The sequence below is a fragment of the Neobacillus sp. NPDC093182 genome, assembly GCF_044754045.1.
The window spans coordinates 116704-134257 of sequence record NZ_JBIVOI010000008.1; the positions used below are offsets into that span (position 1 = coordinate 116704).

General features: G+C 40.7%; 18 protein-coding genes. 7 read left to right on the forward strand and 11 right to left on the reverse strand.

Going from position 1 to position 17554, the window contains the following annotated elements:
- Positions 1-6 precede the first annotated feature (6 nt).
- Genes ACIQAA_RS15790 through ssuE form a run of 4 tightly spaced genes read right to left on the reverse strand, consistent with a single transcriptional unit; the run spans position 7 to position 3474 of the window.
- Entirely contained in the window at positions 7-765 is a 759-nt protein-coding gene (locus tag ACIQAA_RS15790; protein ID WP_402621311.1) for an ABC transporter permease subunit, read from the reverse strand.
- A 7-nt stretch (positions 766-772) separates the two neighbouring features.
- On the reverse strand, positions 773-1906 hold the full coding sequence (ssuD, locus tag ACIQAA_RS15795; RefSeq protein WP_402621312.1) for an FMNH2-dependent alkanesulfonate monooxygenase: 1134 nt from the start codon (positions 1904-1906) through the stop codon (positions 773-775).
- A gap of 14 nt (positions 1907-1920) precedes the next feature.
- Positions 1921-2901 carry a sulfonate ABC transporter substrate-binding protein gene (locus tag ACIQAA_RS15800; RefSeq protein ID WP_402621313.1) on the reverse strand — a complete coding sequence of 327 codons (981 nt, stop codon included), beginning with the start codon at positions 2899-2901 and terminating at the stop codon, positions 1921-1923.
- 30 nt (positions 2902-2931) lie between these two features.
- Positions 2932-3474, reverse strand: a complete 543-nt coding sequence (ssuE, locus tag ACIQAA_RS15805; protein WP_402621315.1) for an NADPH-dependent FMN reductase — start codon at positions 3472-3474, stop codon at positions 2932-2934.
- 808 nt (positions 3475-4282) lie between these two features.
- On the opposite strand from ssuE, the gene ACIQAA_RS15810 reads away from it, so the two are divergent.
- From ACIQAA_RS15810 to ACIQAA_RS15820, 3 genes are read left to right on the forward strand one after another with little or no spacing between them, the layout of a single operon-like run.
- Positions 4283-5281, forward strand: coding sequence for an ABC transporter ATP-binding protein (locus tag ACIQAA_RS15810; RefSeq protein WP_402621317.1), 999 nt, complete (start codon positions 4283-4285; stop codon positions 5279-5281).
- Positions 5278-6069: an ABC transporter permease gene (locus ACIQAA_RS15815; RefSeq protein ID WP_402621319.1), complete on the forward strand. Its 792-nt coding sequence runs from the start codon at positions 5278-5280 to the stop codon at positions 6067-6069. The genes ACIQAA_RS15810 and ACIQAA_RS15815 overlap by 4 nt, the downstream gene beginning before the upstream one ends.
- Before the next feature lie 3 nt (positions 6070-6072).
- Positions 6073-6858 (forward strand): ABC transporter permease, encoded by a 786-nt coding sequence (locus ACIQAA_RS15820; RefSeq protein ID WP_402621321.1) that lies wholly within the window; start codon positions 6073-6075, stop codon positions 6856-6858.
- Positions 6859-7225: 367 nt separating this feature from the next.
- Here the strand turns inward: ACIQAA_RS15820 and ACIQAA_RS15825 are convergent, their stop codons facing one another.
- A complete protein-coding gene (locus ACIQAA_RS15825; RefSeq protein ID WP_402621591.1) occupies positions 7226-8206 on the reverse strand; it encodes an NAD(P)/FAD-dependent oxidoreductase in 981 nt (326 codons plus the stop codon).
- Positions 8207-8479: 273 nt separating this feature from the next.
- Between ACIQAA_RS15825 and ACIQAA_RS15830 the strand changes: the two genes are divergently transcribed.
- Positions 8480-8761 (forward strand): DUF7018 domain-containing (lipo)protein, encoded by a 282-nt coding sequence (locus ACIQAA_RS15830; RefSeq protein WP_402621322.1) that lies wholly within the window; start codon positions 8480-8482, stop codon positions 8759-8761.
- Positions 8758-9186, forward strand: a complete 429-nt coding sequence (locus ACIQAA_RS15835; RefSeq protein WP_402621324.1) for a DUF3994 domain-containing protein — start codon at positions 8758-8760, stop codon at positions 9184-9186. The genes ACIQAA_RS15830 and ACIQAA_RS15835 overlap by 4 nt, the downstream gene beginning before the upstream one ends.
- A 108-nt stretch (positions 9187-9294) precedes the next feature.
- Here ACIQAA_RS15835 and ACIQAA_RS15840 read toward each other — a convergent pair whose 3' ends face one another.
- The gene (locus ACIQAA_RS15840) at positions 9295-10092 is read right to left on the reverse strand and encodes a CPBP family glutamic-type intramembrane protease (RefSeq protein WP_402621326.1); all 798 of its coding nucleotides are present in this window, start codon (positions 10090-10092) and stop codon (positions 9295-9297) included.
- 370 nt (positions 10093-10462) lie between these two features.
- Between ACIQAA_RS15840 and ACIQAA_RS15845 the strand changes: the two genes are divergently transcribed.
- Positions 10463-12499: a glycoside hydrolase family 3 protein gene (locus tag ACIQAA_RS15845; RefSeq protein WP_402621328.1), complete on the forward strand. Its 2037-nt coding sequence runs from the start codon at positions 10463-10465 to the stop codon at positions 12497-12499.
- A gap of 295 nt (positions 12500-12794) precedes the next feature.
- Here the strand turns inward: ACIQAA_RS15845 and ACIQAA_RS15850 are convergent, their stop codons facing one another.
- The 5 genes from ACIQAA_RS15850 to ACIQAA_RS15870 all read right to left on the reverse strand — a co-directional run bounded on the left by ACIQAA_RS15850 (position 12795) and on the right by ACIQAA_RS15870 (position 16587).
- Positions 12795-13586 (reverse strand): DUF817 domain-containing protein, encoded by a 792-nt coding sequence (locus tag ACIQAA_RS15850; RefSeq protein WP_402621330.1) that lies wholly within the window; start codon positions 13584-13586, stop codon positions 12795-12797.
- A gap of 23 nt (positions 13587-13609) precedes the next feature.
- On the reverse strand, positions 13610-13828 hold the full coding sequence (locus tag ACIQAA_RS15855) for a helix-turn-helix domain-containing protein (protein ID WP_402621332.1): 219 nt from the start codon (positions 13826-13828) through the stop codon (positions 13610-13612).
- A gap of 10 nt (positions 13829-13838) precedes the next feature.
- Complete coding sequence (locus tag ACIQAA_RS15860; protein ID WP_402621333.1) at positions 13839-14315, reverse strand: DUF2975 domain-containing protein; 477 nt, start codon at positions 14313-14315, stop codon at positions 13839-13841.
- 211 nt (positions 14316-14526) lie between these two features.
- Entirely contained in the window at positions 14527-15441 is a 915-nt protein-coding gene (locus ACIQAA_RS15865) for a VOC family protein (protein WP_402621335.1), read from the reverse strand.
- 393 nt (positions 15442-15834) lie between these two features.
- Positions 15835-16587, reverse strand: a complete 753-nt coding sequence (locus tag ACIQAA_RS15870; protein WP_402621593.1) for a diguanylate cyclase domain-containing protein — start codon at positions 16585-16587, stop codon at positions 15835-15837.
- Positions 16588-16837: 250 nt separating this feature from the next.
- Here ACIQAA_RS15870 and ACIQAA_RS15875 point away from each other — a divergent pair, with 250 nt between their 5' ends.
- The gene (locus tag ACIQAA_RS15875; RefSeq protein WP_402621337.1) at positions 16838-17530 is read left to right on the forward strand and encodes a Dph6-related ATP pyrophosphatase; all 693 of its coding nucleotides are present in this window, start codon (positions 16838-16840) and stop codon (positions 17528-17530) included.
- Positions 17531-17554: the final 24 nt, after the last annotated feature.

Consider the following 17554-nt stretch of genomic DNA (forward strand, 5'->3'; position numbering starts at 1 on the left):
CCCTTCTTACTTCTGATGGCTTGGATGCCATTTTAAAAATTGTTTTTCCGCTAACTTTGCCATCACATCAGACAGCTTTCCTAATAGTGCGTAAAGCAAAATACTCAATAACACGACATCCAGCTGCATAAATTCCCTAGCATTCATGGCCATGTAGCCAATTCCCGAATCAGCTGCAATCGTTTCCGCCACGATTAACGTTACCCAGGTAATCCCCAGTGCAAATCTTACCCCGACAAGGATGGATGGCAGTGCAGCCGGAAATATAACATGCCAAAACAATGAAAATCCTTTTAGTTCATATACATATGCCATTTCAATCAAGGAAGGGTCAACCGAACGAATCCCATGGTAGGTATTGAGATAAATTGGGAAAAACGTTCCAAGGGCGACGAGAAACAGTTTCGCTTCCTCGCCAATCCCAAACCACAGGATGACAATGGGCAGTAACGCGAGGTGCGGGATATTACGGATCATTTGAATGGAAGAATCCAGCAAACTTTCTGAGATTTTTGAAATCCCATTGACCAGCCCTAAAGCAAAACCGATTCCCCCGCCAATCAAAAATCCAACAAAGGCTCTTTTGGTACTAGTCCAGACATCCGAGACAAGCTGGCCGCTCTTCATAAGGTCCACTGCTGCCGTAAAGATATCCAGTGGATTTGGGAGTACCCTATTGGAGAGAATCCCAATGGAAGAAGATACTTGCCAAGTGATCAGTAATACTGTAGGAATAATCCAAGGTAAAATCTTTTTCGTTTTCATTGGCGTCCTACCTCACTGCCTTGTTTTTTGGTAAAAAGCTGTTGGCCACGATCTCACCAAATGGACTGACGATGGAAGAAGGCTTCATCCCTTCAAGATTCAAGTGTGGAAATAATAACTCCGATACACGGTAGGCCTCTTCCAAATGAGGATAGCCTGATAAAATAAAGGTCTCGATTCCAATTTCCTCATATTCTTTCATTCGTTTGGCAACTGTTTCCGGGTCTCCGACTAAAGCCGTACCTGCACCGCCTCGTACCAATCCAACCCCTGCCCAAAGGTTAGGGCTAATTTCTAAATGATCTCTCCTGCCTCTATGAAGTTCGGACATTCTCTTTTGCCCAACAGAGTCCATCCGGGAAAAAACTTTTTGTGATGCAGCGATCATATCGTCATCGACATACTTAATTAACGTGCTAGCAGCGTCCCATGCCTCTTGGTCTGTCTCTCGTACAATGACATGGAGGCGGATGCCGAAACGTAGTTTCCTTCCTCGTTCCTCGGCTAATTTTTTCACAGCTTGAATTTTTTCTTCGACTTGCTTTGGCGGCTCGCCCCAAGTCAAATATACATCGACATGATCAGCCGCAATCTGCTGTCCAATTTCCGAAGAGCCGCCAAAATAAAGTGGAGGATATGGCTTTTGCACCGGAGGATATAATTGCTTTGCCCCAGAAACGTCTAAATGGGTACCAGAATAATTGGCTTCTCCTTTTTCCAGCAGGTCCTTCCAAATGGTTAGATATTCATCTGTCAGCTCGTAACGTTCTTGGTGAGATAGATGGATTCCATCACCCGCCAGTTCCACTGGATCGCCTCCGGTTACAACGTTAATCAGGAGTCTGCCATTCGATAATCGGTCAAAGGTTGCAGCCATCCGGGCTGCATTCGTTGGCGACATGATACCAGGACGAACTGCCACCAAAAATTTCATGCGTAATGTAACTGGAATTAACGAACTCGCAACCACCCAGGCGTCTTCGCAGGATCTTCCAGTCGGCAGTAGCGCGCCAGTAAATCCGAGATTGTCAACAGCTTGAGCAATTTGCTGGAGATAAGGAGTATTGACTTCTCTTCCTCCAGTCGTTACACCTAAATATCGTGAGTCTCCATGCGTGGGAATAAACCAAAATACATTCATCTTATTTCCTCCTCTTATTCTCCTGATTTCCATATTGCTTCAGATGTGTTAATTTCCGTAGGAATTAACTTTAGCTCGAAAAATTTGTCGGCAATTTCTTGTTGATCCTTCATTCGTTCCGTTGTAATCTGTTCAACGCCAAATGCTCTGCGTCCGAGTACGACTTCCAGTGTTTCCTTATCAATTCCGATTTGCGGAGCTAAAAATTCTGCTGCCTCTGATTGGTTATCCTTCACCCATTGTTCTTCTTTTCCTAATTCCTCAATGAGGATTTCGAGGACCTTCGGATGTTTTTCAGCAAATGTTTCTGAGGCGAGGAAGAACTCACGATTATTGACTAACCCAGTGCCGTCTGCCAAAATACGGGCTCCTGTTTGTTTTTGCGCTTCCGCTAAAAATGGATCCCAAATGACCCAGGCGTCTACAGCCCCTTGTTCAAAGGCTGCTCTTGCATCGGATGGAGGTAAAAAGGCTGTTTCGATATCTTCATATTTCAGTCCATTTTCTTCTAATGCTCTAACTAGCAAATAATGAACATTAGATCCTTTGTTTAAGGCCACCTTTTTTCCTTTTAAATCTTTAATACTCTTAATCTCTGAATCTTTAGGAACCAGGATGCCCTCACCCTTTGGGTTAGCCGGCTCATTAGCGAAATAGACCAATGGTGCGCCTGCTGCCTGAGCAAAGATTGGAGGTGCCTCACCAGTATGCCCGAAATCCAGGCTGCCTACATTTAATGCTTCTAGGAGCTGAGGACCTCCCGGAAACTCAGTCCATTCTATCTTATATCCAAGAGGCTCTAGCTTCTTTTCTAACGTTCCTTTTGCTTTTAGGAAATTTAGGGAACCAAACTTTTGATAACCGATGTGAATGGCTGTACTTCCACTCTTATCCGCGGAAGCCTTTTCTGTGGTGTTTTGATTGGTGCATGCACTTAGTAAAAATAAAAACAGGGTCAAGCTAATCAATATTAATTTATTTTGTTTTGAGTTCATTGTTATACCTCCTGATTTTTCTATATTTTTTTAATACTTAAATAAGAGATTTAAGGATGTGTGTAATTCATCAAGTGCTGATTCCAGTCTTTCTTTAAGATGAAGGTCAGTAAACTTTAACTGCTCACCGGAATAGCTGAACTGTGAATCAACGAGATAGACTCCTTGAGGGATTTCACGTGCGCCAAGGGTAGAAAATAAAGGTTTAAATGCATATTCGAGTGTCAACAGATGAGCAATCGACCCACCTGAGGCAATCGCCAGCACTTTTTTTCCATCCAGACTTTTCTCCGGCAGCAAATCAAAAAAGCTTTTCAAAATTCCTGGGAAACTAGCTTTATAAACAGGACTCACCACAATCAGTGCATCTGACTGTTCTACTATCTGTTGGGCTTTCTTTATTTCTGGATGGTTAAACTGTGCATGTAACAGCGCTTCAGCAGGAAAATCTCTAACGGAAAGCTGCTCTGCCTCATTTCCCCTTTCTACGAGGATATTACTGACAAATGAAGCAATGGCTGCGGTTCGTGAAACACTGGCAGGACTCCCTGAAATAATTAAGATTTTAGACATTTACATCTGCTCCTTTTTTAATTATTTTTAGGCTGTGTTAATGAAGCCTGTTGATTTCCGCTCCAGGCACTTCGCTTTCCGCCAGCGTGCCGGGGAGCCTCATCGGCGCTTAAGCGCCTGTGGGGTCTCCCCAGCCCCGTACTCCCGCAGGAGTCTTCGTGCCTTACGCTCCAATCAACAGGGTGCAAAATCAACAATTAGCTTTAACACAGCCTATTTTTAAAATAAAAAGGCCCCTAACTCTTTAATAAGTTAAGGACCTTCAGCTGTCTGATCGGTCGTCATGACTATTCGATTTGCCCCTAAATTGCTGTGGGGATGGGATGTTTTGTTTAATTGATTAATCTTGTCTCCCTTCTTTTAAAGTTTTCTAAGAAAGTCTCCCACTTATTTCACTTCCTAAGTTTAGTAAAGGAAAATAAAATAGGCCCTGCAATATTTAATCTTATGATTTCAACATTGCAAGGCCTTCAGTGGTCTGATCGAACCTTCTTTATTCCGATTGGTTTACTATGGATTAATTTATCAATATTTTCCAACATTGTCAACCTTTTTTTACGAGTTAAATCTTGAGTGATTTAGACAAGATGGGTTTAATGTATGGTGCGGCAAACACGAGGTGTTAAAAAAGGCTGGGTTCAGAAGGTTACTTAGATATACACAACGTGACTAGGAAGCATATTGTTATCTCAAGATATATACAAGTGCACCTTGCTTGCATGAATAACTAGCTCACGTTATTATTTAAGATTGGTAATACACTTTTCTATATCATGTTTTTCTTTTTAAACTCCTAGGAGGAAACGAAATGAATGTCATCGAGGTTCAAAATTTACGGAAAGAATTTAATTCCTATACAAGCCGGCCCGGTCTAGCTGGAGCGTTTCGAGATTTATTTACGAGAAATTATAAAATCCATGCGGCTGTTGACAATATTTCCTTAACGGTTAAACAAGGGGAAATGGTTGGCTATATTGGAGAGAACGGTGCTGGTAAATCAACGACGATAAAGATGTTAACCGGCATTTTAACGCCTACATCCGGTTCCATTATCGTTAATGGGATGAATCCTCATAAGCAGCGGGAAGAATTCGTGCGCACCATTGGCGTGGTATTCGGTCAGCGGTCACAGCTATGGTGGGATATCGCGGTTCAAGAGTCCTTTCGGTTATTAAAAAAAGTATATCGGGTTTCGGACGAGGACTATAACAGTCATATGGGCCATGTGATTGAAACCTTAGAAATCGGCCCTTTACTAGATAAACCGGTACGAAAGCTGTCGCTTGGACAACGGATGCGCTGTGAATTAGCCGCCGCTCTCGTACACAATCCTCCTCTACTCTTTTTGGACGAGCCAACGATTGGTCTAGATGTATTGGTAAAATTAAAAATTCGTAAGTTTCTACAGGAAATTAACGAGCAATACAAAACCACGATTCTCTTGACGACACATGACTTAACGGATATTGAAGCCCTATGTGAACGAGTGGTGTTACTAGATGAAGGAAAAATTATTTATGACGGCAAGCTGAATCAGCTTCAAGCACATGCGGTGGAAGGTAAACAAATCGAATTTGAATTTTTGTCAGAAGTCCCTCGAAGCTCCCTGCCTCGTGTCGAAAATCTTCAATGGGAACAAAAGGACGCAACCACTTGGCTCGGGTATATTAATGGGGATGAACGAATGGTCTCTCAATTAATAAGTGATGTGGTCCAAAGGAATCCGATTAAGAATGTTCGTATCAATGAAGTTTCAACGGAAGAAATTGTCCGGAAGATTTATGAAGAAGGTATGGCCCTCACATGAGTATGTATGTAGAAATGATTCGGGTCCGTTTTTTAATGATGCTCGCCTACCGGACAAACTATTATAGCGGGATTTTGATTTATAGCATTAATATTGGAGCGTACTATTTTTTATGGTCTGCGATTTATGGCGGAAAAGAAGAGATTCAAGGATTGTCTGTCGCTCAAATGACTACTTATGTGGCAGTCGCCTGGATGGCAAGAGCGTTTTATTATAACAATATTGATCGTGAAATCGCCGCTGAAATCAAAGACGGCAAAGTCGCGATTGAAATGATCCGTCCATATAATTATTTAGGGATGAAAACCATGCAGGCACTTGGGGAAGGCGTTTTTCGTTTATTGTTTTTCTCTGTCCCAGGTATGATTATTGTAGCCTTAATATTTCCAGTCCGCTTTGATGCTAGTTTGACCACGTGGCTGTTTTTCTTCATCTCGCTGGTTTTTAGTTTTATTGTTAATACGCATATCAACTTATTAACGGGTATTATGACGTTCTTTTTATTTAATAACACGGGGTTGATTCGAGCAAAACGTGTTGTGATTGATTTGTTCTCAGGTTTACTTCTCCCGATCTCTTTTTATCAAGACTGGGCTCAGAACTTGATGTCCTATTTGCCTTTTCAAGCGATCAGCTATGTTCCTAGTATGATTTTTACAGAAGGCTTTGTTGGTCAGGAGATTACTAACGCATTGCTTTCACAATTATTCTGGGTTGTCATTTTACTAATTCCAATCCGGCTTTTATGGTCACTCGCAAAAAAACACTTAATCGTACAAGGAGGCTGACCAATGTTTTATCTATCATTGTTCTTTCAATACGCCTCTCAATATTTAAAAACAAGGCTTACCTATCGTGTTGATACGATTATTGAAATCTTATCTGATCTTTTATTTCAAGCTGTCAATTTAATTTTCATTGTAATCGTATTCCGCCATACAGCCTTTTTAGGCGGCTGGAATCGCGATGAAATCATTTTTATTTATGGATTTTTCCTTGTTCCTTATGCAATATTTTCGTCTTTTTTTAACATCTGGGACTTTAATGAACGCTATATTGTCAAAGGAGAAATGGACCGTATCTTGACCCGCCCGGTTCACAGTCTTTTCCAAATTATATTGGAACGAATCGAGCTTGAATCTTTATTCGGCGCCATTACAGGCTTATTGGTTATGGGTTATGCCATGGCGAACCTAGAACTAACCTTTGCGTGGTACGATGTTTTGATCTTTATTGTCATGGTGATTGGCGGGGCTTTTATTTATGCCGGGATCTTTATTTCGATTGCAACGATTGGATTCTGGTCTGACAGCCGTACCGATATTATGCCGATGATGTATAATATCAGCAATTACGGCCGCTACCCTATTAACATTTACAACAAGGTGATTCAGTTTGTGTTAACGTGGATTTTACCTTTCGCCTTTGTCGGTGTGTATCCAGCTTCTTATTTTTTAAATCGAGAGGAATGGTATGGCTACGCCTTTTTTACACCCGTGATGGGAATCCTTTTCTTCGGTATCGCGATTCTTCTGTGGAATGCAGGAGTTAAGAAATATCGTGGGGCTGGGAATTAACATAAGAAATAATAATAAATACGATAGTTTCATATAGCAACTCTTAAAAGACGATCAGAAGCCCTAAGAAGCCCTCACAGGCATTCTAAAGGGTTCCATTTTGAGGTGACTTTCAAAAAATAAGTTGGTAGTCGTTTTGACATCGTTATTGGAATATAAAATAGCAAAACTCGCTAAAGTAATTAGCGAGTTTCTTTATTAGGAATACCTAAACCTACCTTATTTAACTAAAACAATTGTGTATTCAAACCCCCTTTGAGATACTCCCGATTTTGTCCTTGCTCCATTTGCCCCCTTATATCATTTAAAAAAATGGAACTGTTTTACTAGTAGGATAATTAAGGTCGCTTTAAGAGTTTATCAATCGTTATGAAACAGCACCCATAACCTTAATTAGCTCTGCCTCAAAATCACTAGGTTCATTGGCATAGTTATATATTCCAAGAAACTTCTCGATGACTGCAGGATGGACGCTGATTAGCTTGTTAACAGCATCCTGTGGTTCGGAGATGGGTTCATTTTTGGAGAGCTCGCAGCCCATGTAAAAACGGACCATGAATTCAGCTTCGATTGCTTGCTGATACTCTTCCGCGATTTGGTCCCATTGTCTTAGTGGTCCCTTGTTTCTTTTTAGAATATCTGCCAGTAGTTGCGCTCCGCGAATGGCGTCATGAATTCCCTGTGCCATTGCGGGATCCTTAAAGCAAATAGCATCCCCAACGAGCGCCCAGCCTTTGCCCATTCCCTTGTACCAGTAATTTTCATATTCATATAGTCCTCTGATTGGTTCTGAAAGGGTTGCTCCCTCCAGCCTTGCTCCAATTGTTGTGTTTGGGAAATGATCTTTCAACAGCTGACGAAGGCTCGCCTCCGAGTTTCTTTTAAAATTCTCCAGTAAGCTTTTATTTGCAAGTGGAAAGTTTGCCGTAACGACATAGTTGTTCTCATTGGTCGGAAAAAGAATGGCCATGTTCTCTCCTCTTTTATAAACTTCGAATTTAGCTGCGCCGTCATGCTGAATGTTGGAAAAGTAACCAAAGTAGATTGCTACAGTTGAAGGACTGGTGATTTTCTGTTCGCTTTTCACAAGCTTCCGAACCACCGAGTGTCTTCCATCCGCTCCGACTATAAGCGATGCCCTGAACTCCTGCACGACTCCTGATGAATCTTCTCCTTTTACCCCAGCTACGACGTCTCCCTCATACACTAGTTCATTTACCCTAAAGCCTTCCAAAACCTTGACATTTTCCAGAGACCCGGCCTGTCGGAGCAAGATATCATCCAGGTACGTCCTGCGGATGCAGTAGGATGTGTCCTCACCGTCAACGACAGGAATGGGCCCTTCTATTACGGTATCCTCAAATTATCATTTGAAGTTTAAATACTATATATCTATTATTAATAGGGATTAATCTGAACGGGTGGAAACATGAAGTTACGGTTGCTTGCACTTAGTTTGCTAGCTGTGGCTGGCTTGACGGCCTGTGGCGCAGTGGACCGGAAGCGGATACCTATAAACAGCCGAAAATTGAGGCTGTTGAGGTATCGAAGGAAGAGTATCCAAAGAAAATCGGGGAGCTGCACCAGAAATTGAATGATGGGTTCAAGGACATGCAGCTTATTGGAGCAGAAGAAGATTCAGAGGATCGGAAAAAAAATTGCGGGTCAGATTCAAACGATTCAGGATGTTGTAAATGGCTACAAGGCCATCAAGGCTCCGGCCGAGTATAAAGACATACATACGATGTATCTTGAAGCTGCTAAAGTCTATGATGAGGGATTGAGCTACAACCGCAAGGGGCTTGCGGAACAGGACAATGATAAACGTGGCAGAAAGCCGATACATATTTTGCAGATGCCAGCGCAATGTGGACTGAAGCGTTTTCCCAACTCTCCGAGATGACTCCGGTCCCACAGGGTGACGGGACGATTACGACCGAGGACTTGAAGAATCTTGATAAATCAGCAGGGATTGACCGTGACGCCGTCCGCAAGAATATTTCGGAGGATGGCAAGGAACTTGTGGGCAAATGGGGCTTTAAAGACTCAATGCCTTCGATTGTTATGTATAGAGATGGAAAATACGAAGGATACGGTAATGATTCCTACCCTTCCAAGGACAATGCCTTTATCGGGAAATGGGAATGGGACGATAAATGCAAAGTGACTGTGTTTACGAATGAGAAGCTGTTCAAGGACGGCAAGGAAACGAAAATGAATCGCCCTGCCATGACGATGGAAGTCCTGAACTTTCGCGACGGGCAACTGTTCCTGAGGGATATTGAAACATTGGGTGAATTCAGGTACGAAAGCAAGGATGAACAGTGATCGTTCTGGGATACGGAAACAAACTCGCTGCTTTAATGGCGAGTTTGTTTTTGTTTGGGTTGAAAACGGAATCATTTAATTCATTTCCAAGGCTTTTTCAAAGTAATATTACTTTGGTTTCCTCCAATACCAAACAGTGCTAATTAGGATAAAAGCGGCCATAGCGACTCCAAGTATGATTAGGCTGATTTCCGACATATTCTCCATCGAATCCAGCCAGCCAATTTTCTTCATACTAAACAGACTTACGTTAAAGGCAATTCCGATTGAAATAACGGACCAAATCGAGGAAGAACGTACATAAATATAGCCATAAACAAGTCCTAAAGCGACCCCTAGAAGCTGCATCCATATTCCGCCTGGCGCCTGTATCACTGCAATGATTAAGGCAATACCTAATATTGGCCAAAAAATGTGCACATTTTTCTTTGCTTCGTTAAACATAATGCCAATAAATACAATCAATTCAAGGGCCGTAGTTATTACGGAGGAAAAAATTAGAGTGGTAAACGAAACAGAGTTATAATAGCTTTCGGTAAAATCATTTAGAGAAGTTATGTTATGAAGGAGTAACCATTTCATTACTGCAGCATTTAGAAGAGTAAACGCCAAGCCGATGATAACCATGTAAATAAAACTGCCCAAACGAATCTTCGAGAACCCAAAAATCCCCCAAAAACTTTCAGGTGTTTGTTTCAGTACTCTGTATTTAATCATATACACAATAGCTGAAAGTCCAATGGTTGCTGCCAAAACAAGAAACATCTGGACCGCAATGTTCTCTCCTGTTCCGAATTGTCCCCAACCTAGGAACGGATTCACCAGAACATTGTAGATGAGGATGACCACAATCATCACAGCCAAATAAAGCAAATAATTTCCTATCATCGATAAATAATTTTTCAAAAAATCCACCCCTTTGAAGAAACCTTATCTATCTCTTTTATGATTATTCCTCTCTAGAAACCCGTATTCCATCTATATCTAATTCCAGTTCAATACGTTTTTACAATATACGCTAACTCTATAGCCCTTATTAAAAATCCACTTAAAAAAATTAATATCTAAAATAAACACAAAAAACTCTAAATTAATCACATGTTAAAATTAATTGAAAATTCTTATAATTACGCTATAATCTAATGTTATCGCTTACATAAATAGGTTATACCAATTTATTGATTTAAAAGGAGTGATAAATGAAAGATTATTTTATAAAAGGTGCCTTTTGTAGTCCTAGTCTACCGAGTTTATGTATTAAAAGGAGGAAAAAGTTTTGTCTAAGAAATCTAAAAAATTAAAAAAAATGGTAATGTCAACTCTTGCTACTAGTGTTCTCGCAGCAACCGTAGCTGGCTTGACATTCGCTGCTCCCCCTGATCACTCCAACGCTGGAGGCAAGAAGGCCCCGTCGGTTGAAGCCCATGTTAAACCTATCATCAAGATTGGCCAGCGTGAGTTTAAAGATTTAAACGCGAACGGAAAACTTGACCGCTACGAGGACTGGCGTTTACCCACAAAGATGCGTGTCGCCGACCTTCTCCCACGTATGAGCATGGAAGAAAAAGCGGGCATTATGCAGATCACTTCCTTAGGCGCAAACCCTGATGTAATGAATGACTACGTAAACAACCGGCACATTCGTTTTGTGATTATCCGAGATAACCCTACAGCCAAAGAATTAGCCACCCGGGCAAACTCTTATCAAGAGCTAGCTGAAACCACACGACTTGGGATTCCACTTGTATTCACTTCCAACCCGCGGAATCACATCAATGAGCAAAACCAGTTCGGAATCAGCGAGGCCTCAGGTCAATTTTCCACTTGGCCAGGTACCTTGGGGCTTGCTGCAACTGGTGACATAGAGCTAATACGAGATTTCGCAGAGATTACACGCGATGAATGGCGTGCTTCTGGAATTCAAAAAGCCTACGGTTATCAGATTGAAACTGCGACTGAGCCGCGCTGGCGTCGAATTTCAGGTACCTTTGGTGAGGACCCAACCTTGAACGCCAAGATTTCTCGTGAATTAGTCCTTGGCTTCCAGGGCGAGGAGCTTAGCAGCAAATCTGTAGCTCAGACCATCAAGCACTACCCTGGAGATGGCGCTGTGCTCAATGGTTTAGACCCTCATAATGAGCAAGGCCAGTGGGCCGTTTATCCAACGGCGGGAAGCTTGTTCAAGTATCAGCTTCCACCATTCCAAGCAGCCATTGACGCTGGGGCGAGCTCGGTAATGTCCTATTATAATGTCCCGAAAAACGAAGGCAGTGCTGTCCAGCTTCCGAAAGAGCTTTGGTACTCTGAGTCACAGCAGTTTGAGGAAGTAGCAGGAGCATATAATAAGAAAATTATAACTGACCTTTTACGTGACGAGATGGGCTTCACCGGCTACGTCAACAGTGACAGCGGTGTACTAACCAACCGTGACTGGGGAGTTCAAAACCTAACAATAGAGGAAAAGTTCGCTAAGGCGATTGATGCCGGTACCAACATCTTCTCTGATAACAACGATCCAAGCGGGCTGATTTCAGCAGTCAAAAAAGGTCTAGTTGACGAAAAAGACCTTGATCCATCCGTATCGCTTCTACTTACAGAGATGTTCAACCTTGGTCTCTTCGAGGATCCATACACAGATCCTGCTGAGGCACAAGCGATGGCCGACTCGAATGAGTTCCAAGCACGCGCAGACGAAGCACACCTTAAATCGATCACATTACTGCGCAACAACGAGAAAATGTTACCACTGACTGACCAAAAAGCAGCCTCAACGAAACTATATGTAGAAGTTTTCGCTGGTAACAACAGTGTAGCTCGGACCACTGCCCTAAAGGAACTTATTAGAAAAGAAGAACCTTCATTAACCATCGTCGATACACTCGAAGAGGCGAACTCTGCTCTCGTTATGTTACGTCCAAGCCCATACGAGAACCCAGTTGACCTTAATGCACCTGTCGATATCAAATTAGGCACAAACACTGGTATTAACGTTGATCGAGTTAAGGAGATTCAAAACAAAGTGCCAACTGCTCTCGTTATCAATATGAACAACCCATGGGTAATCGATGAAGTTGAGCCTGGGGCTGCTGCTGTTGTGGCAACCTATAATGTAAAGGGCGAGGCACTGCTAGATGTATTGCGCGGACGTTACAACCCAACCGGTAAACTTCCTATTACTGTCCCGGCAAACCAAGAGGCCGTTGATAAAAACGCGTCCGACGTTCCTGGCTATGCAGAATCATATGATTACACCTATACAAATGAAGTAGGTGAAGACTACACCTTCGGATTCGGTTTAAGTTACGAAAAATAAGTAACTTGAAAACTGAATAAATAACAAAAAGGGGTAGGAATGTCTCTGATTCCGCCCCTATTTTTCTTGTAGAAAATTCTCAATCTACACTGTAAAATACACGTTATGAATAATTTCCGATGATGTACTTCATCTTTCCCCAAATTAAATACACTAAAAAATATAGATTCAGTATGGTGAATAAAAAATCCTTTTTTCAACAGCTCTTATTCGGAATTTTGCACGAAAGGAGAACTTAACCTAAAAAGCCGAATTCCTTTAAGGATCCGACTTTTCAAAACGGCTTTCTTACCTCTTATAAAAATTGACTATTATCTATTCTGGTGGAGTTGCTCCCCTTAACCTGTTTTAACGTCGCGACGATAAGAAAGCTAACAATCACTAATAAGAGCCATGAACTCACCTTTCCTAGATGAACGAGACTCCATGCCTCGGTTTGGTTTGGATATTCCCAAGCTCCAAAGAACGTTGCGATATTTTCAGCTATCCAAATAAAAAATCCGATGAGCACAAAAGAAAGTGCGAGTGGCATACGGTAACGCGTTCCACCGATCTCGTATGTGACCCATGAATGCCAAAAGACGATTATGACAAGAGCTGATAAATACCACCGAACGTCAATCCAATAATGGTGAGTGAAAAAATTCAAATAAATCGCAGCTGCAAGAGGCACTACTACCAAGAACGGCGGCCACTTAACGAGTTCTACCTTCATCCTCCTCCACGCCTGACAAAGATAACTCGCGACACTTGCATACATGAATCCGCTATACAAAGGCACTCCAAAAATTTTGAAATATCCTTCCTCTGGATACGACCAGGAGCCCATGTGTGTCTTGAAAAGTTCAAGCGCAAGTCCAATAAGATGGAACAAGGTGATCACCTTTAGTTCATCACGCGTCTCAAGCCCAGAACGTACCATCCACCACTGCATGAGAAGGCAGATGATGAGCAGCCAATCATACCGTGGCAGGAAGGGAAGCGGCATAATTTTTGTAAAAGCCAAAGAGGCAAAAATAACAATAGGAAACAAACATGATAAGGCCTGTTCCCAACCAAAACGAACCAGTTGTTTTAGTGCTCTCATAATTTATACCTCCATAGTCAGTCTTATGGGGTTTCCTCATCACTTCTGTATTCTAAAATATCTCCCGGCTGACAATCTAAAGCCTTACAAATCGCCTCTAACGTTTGAAATCGGACCGCCTTTGCCTTTCCATTTTTCAATATAGAAAGGTTAGCCATCGTAATTCCAACCTTCTCCGAAAGTTCCGTTACACTCATTTTCCTTTTAGCCAGCATCACATCAATATTGATTATAATTGCCATCGTTATCACCTCAGACCGTTAAGTCATTTTCAGATTTTATATCAATCGCTTCTTTTAAAAGTCTTTGAAGAACAGCAGCAAAGACGGCAATTACCATTGAAGCGAAAACAGGAACCATTCCAATTATGATGAGGCCTGGTGCGTCGTCCAGCTCTGCTACAAGATAAACAAATGGCAATATTACCACAAATAAACCACTGATGGTCAAAGCACAGATTTTGATATTCTTCAGAGCCTTAACAGACAACTCAGAGAAAGCTTGGTTCTTGTCAATATAGCTTAACAGTTTAAAAGCCTGAACCAAGGCACCGAAAAACGGTATCACGGATACATACATACCGATTACAATGGGATATAGAATATGGGCATAGTCTGGATTTACTGGATTTTTAGGTAACCACGTTAACCCAAATATACCTAAAGCAAGAACTGGAGTTCCAATAAGAAAAACAGCCATTCTTAAAAATAATGTTGACCCTCGTTTCATAAAAAGCACCTCACTAATTTATTTTCTATTTGATATTACCACGACATTTATCGTTTTTCAATAAATTATTATCTTTTTTTACTATATTCTTATTGTTAATATCCATAAAAAAAGCATTTCTCATGACAAGAAATGCTCTTCAACTGTAACTATTCAATTTATTACCTGTTAAATAACCTGTCTACAGATTCTTCATAAGCTGTACTTCTCATTATCCCTTATATGCTTTCAGCAATTCTGCAAGATTAAATTTCTTCATTTTTAGAAATGCTTTCGTTAGGCGCTTAAGCTGCTCCGGGGTGCCCTTGCTCATCATCTCGTCCATCTCACTTGGCACAATCTGCCAGGATACACCAAACTGATCTTTCAGCCAGCCGCATTGCTCGGCTTCAGGAACTGCAGAGAGCCTTTCCCAGTAGTAATCAATCTCTTCTTGTGTGTCACAATACACCATAAATGAAATTGCCTCGTTAAAATTGAATTGATGCTCGTGTGCGCTGTCCATTGCGGCAAACCACTGGTTTTCTAAGCTAAAATCAGCGAACATGATGGTTCCTTCTTTATCCGGTTCCATGCCATTAGGGTAACGGGCGATATGTCCCTTCTTTGTGTTTTTAAATACGGATAAATAAAAATTAATCGCCTCTTCTGTTTTGCCGCATTGATCTCCCACGAACAAAAGTGACGGCACGATTGTAGGCCGCTCTTCACCTTCTGGATTTGTAAGCATTAATTGCCAGGATAAACCATATCTATCCTGAATCCAGCCAAATCTCTCACTGAACGGATACTTATCAAGTGGCATTAACGGAGTGCCGCCATCGGACAATTTGTTCCAAACCTCATTTATTTTTTCACTCGCATCTTTTTCTCGCGATGGGTCAAAATTAACGATGAAGGACACAGATGGATTGATCTTGAAATAAGGGCCAGCGCTGATTGCCATGAACTTTTGCCCCCAAAGCTCAAAAGAGACTATATCGGAGTCGCCTGATGGTGTGTCATGAATTGTTGTTACATCCGTGATTTTTGAGTCCGGGAATATGGAAGCGTAAAACTCGGCTGCTTCTTTTGCCTCCTTGTCATACCATAAATGCGGAACAATTTTTTGATTTAGTATTGACATAGTTATTCCTCCTTAATTTACTGTTCAGAATAGACAATTTCCAGTATAAGTAATCAGTCAAATTTATTTTACCATTTTTATTCTGTTGTAATTTCTTATCGTTTGCAAATAATGCGTTTACTTCTATTGAAGTATTTGCCTATTCCCGGAAAAATAAAATCCATTACGCTATTAAAAAAGCACAAAAAAAGCCAACATTAAATGTTGACCAGTTTCTTTGTAAGTAATTTTATATACCAAGGATAGAAGAATCTAAAAACTATAAAATAAACAAGTAATCCATACCATGTTTCCCAGTCGTGATTGATCATGTAGCCAACCTTAACTAAACCAAACAAATCAAAAAAAGCCACCAATTATGGCAGCGTCAATCCCATAGCAATAGTTAAAATGTCAGAATTCCTTATCTTCATCAAAAATTTCGTACGTATTTTTTCCATATAATTTTGCTTTATACATTGCTTTATCGGCATTTCTTAATAATAATTTTATATCTTTTCCTTGTTTTGGAAAAAAGGATATACCTGCACTTGTTGAAGTTAAAATTCTATGATTGTTGATAACAAATGGCTTGTTAATCTCTTCGATCATTCTTTTTACGATTTTTAAAACTGAAGCCTTGTCTACGTTTGGTAGGAAGAAAATAAATTCATCTCCTGCAAAACGTGAAACCAAATCCTCTTTGCGCACACTTGCTAAAAGCCGTATCCCAATTTCCTTTAATAAAATATCACCAATTTCATGACCGTAAGTGTCGTTCACAAGTTTAAACCCATCAATGTCAATGAAAACAACAGCACCGGTTTTTCCTTCTTTACTTTTTCGCAATAGAGAATTGCTTACTTTTTCTTCAAAATATCTACGATTTGGAAGTCCCGTCAAAGGGTCAAAATAGGCTAACTGTTTGTACTTCTCTTCTGCTCCCTCTAATCTAATTCTTTGCATCATGACAATAATGATGAATGGTAACAAAATCAATATAGTAACAATAATGACTATGAACTCGCCCTTGCTATCCAAAGGTATGTTCCAAAACCAATGAATGATTCTATTTAAAATGACAAATTCAAAGACTTTTATGAACAATAGACCGATAATTATAAAAATAACTTTATATGACCATTTTATATGTTTCTGTTCCTTCATCTCCAAGTGAGTTCTCTCCGATTCTCTATTAATCCTTAAATAGATTACTAGAACTATAGAATATAATCAAATGAATATTATTGGAATAAATCGAGTCGATATGAAATGCGAAGGGTCTATCATTCAGATCCCAGTATTAAATAGATATTTCTGTCATTTTTAGGACCAATCCTGATAGAATAAAAAAAGTAGAGATATGTATATTAATATCAGTTTCAAAAAAGTAATTAAAATAAAGGGGAAAATAAGAATGACAGAACTCCAGGATTGGAAAAATGGTGCGTACGGTCATAAATTTATTGCTTCTTTTAGCGGAGGAAAGGATAGTGTTTTAGCTCTCTATAAAGCTATGAAAGTTGGAGAAGCAGCGGGTCTGATTGTCATGCTCGAGGAAGAAGGGAAACGTTCCAGATCCCATGGGATGCCTCCGGAACTGATTAAAGCCCAAGCTAAATCTATAGGTTTGCCTGTATATACCGCTGCTGCCAGTTGGACAGATTATGAAACTGTATTTATGAGCCTTTTATCAAAAGCTAAAAACCAAGGAGCAGAAGTGTTAGTAACTGGAGACTTGGATTTACCGGCTCATGGCTGTTGGCATGAAAAAGTTGCGAACCATGCTGGATTAAAGCTTGGAATGCCTTTATGGGGAATGAATCATCGGGAAGCTGTAGAAGAATTCATAAATCTAGGATTTACAACTATCATTGTCACAGTTAATTTATCATTGGGAATGCGCGAAGACGACTTAGGGCAGACATTTACCCATGAATACGTAAAGGAACTAGAAGCACGTGGTATTGACCCATGTGGAGAAGGCGGAGAGTTTCATACTACCGTCATAGATGGACCCCTTTTTAAACAGCCTATTCGCGTTCGTAAAGGTGAGATTATTAAGAACGGCGAATACGCCTTTTTGCCTTTGGAGCTTGATCAGATTTAGCATGATTTATTATTATAGCTTCAA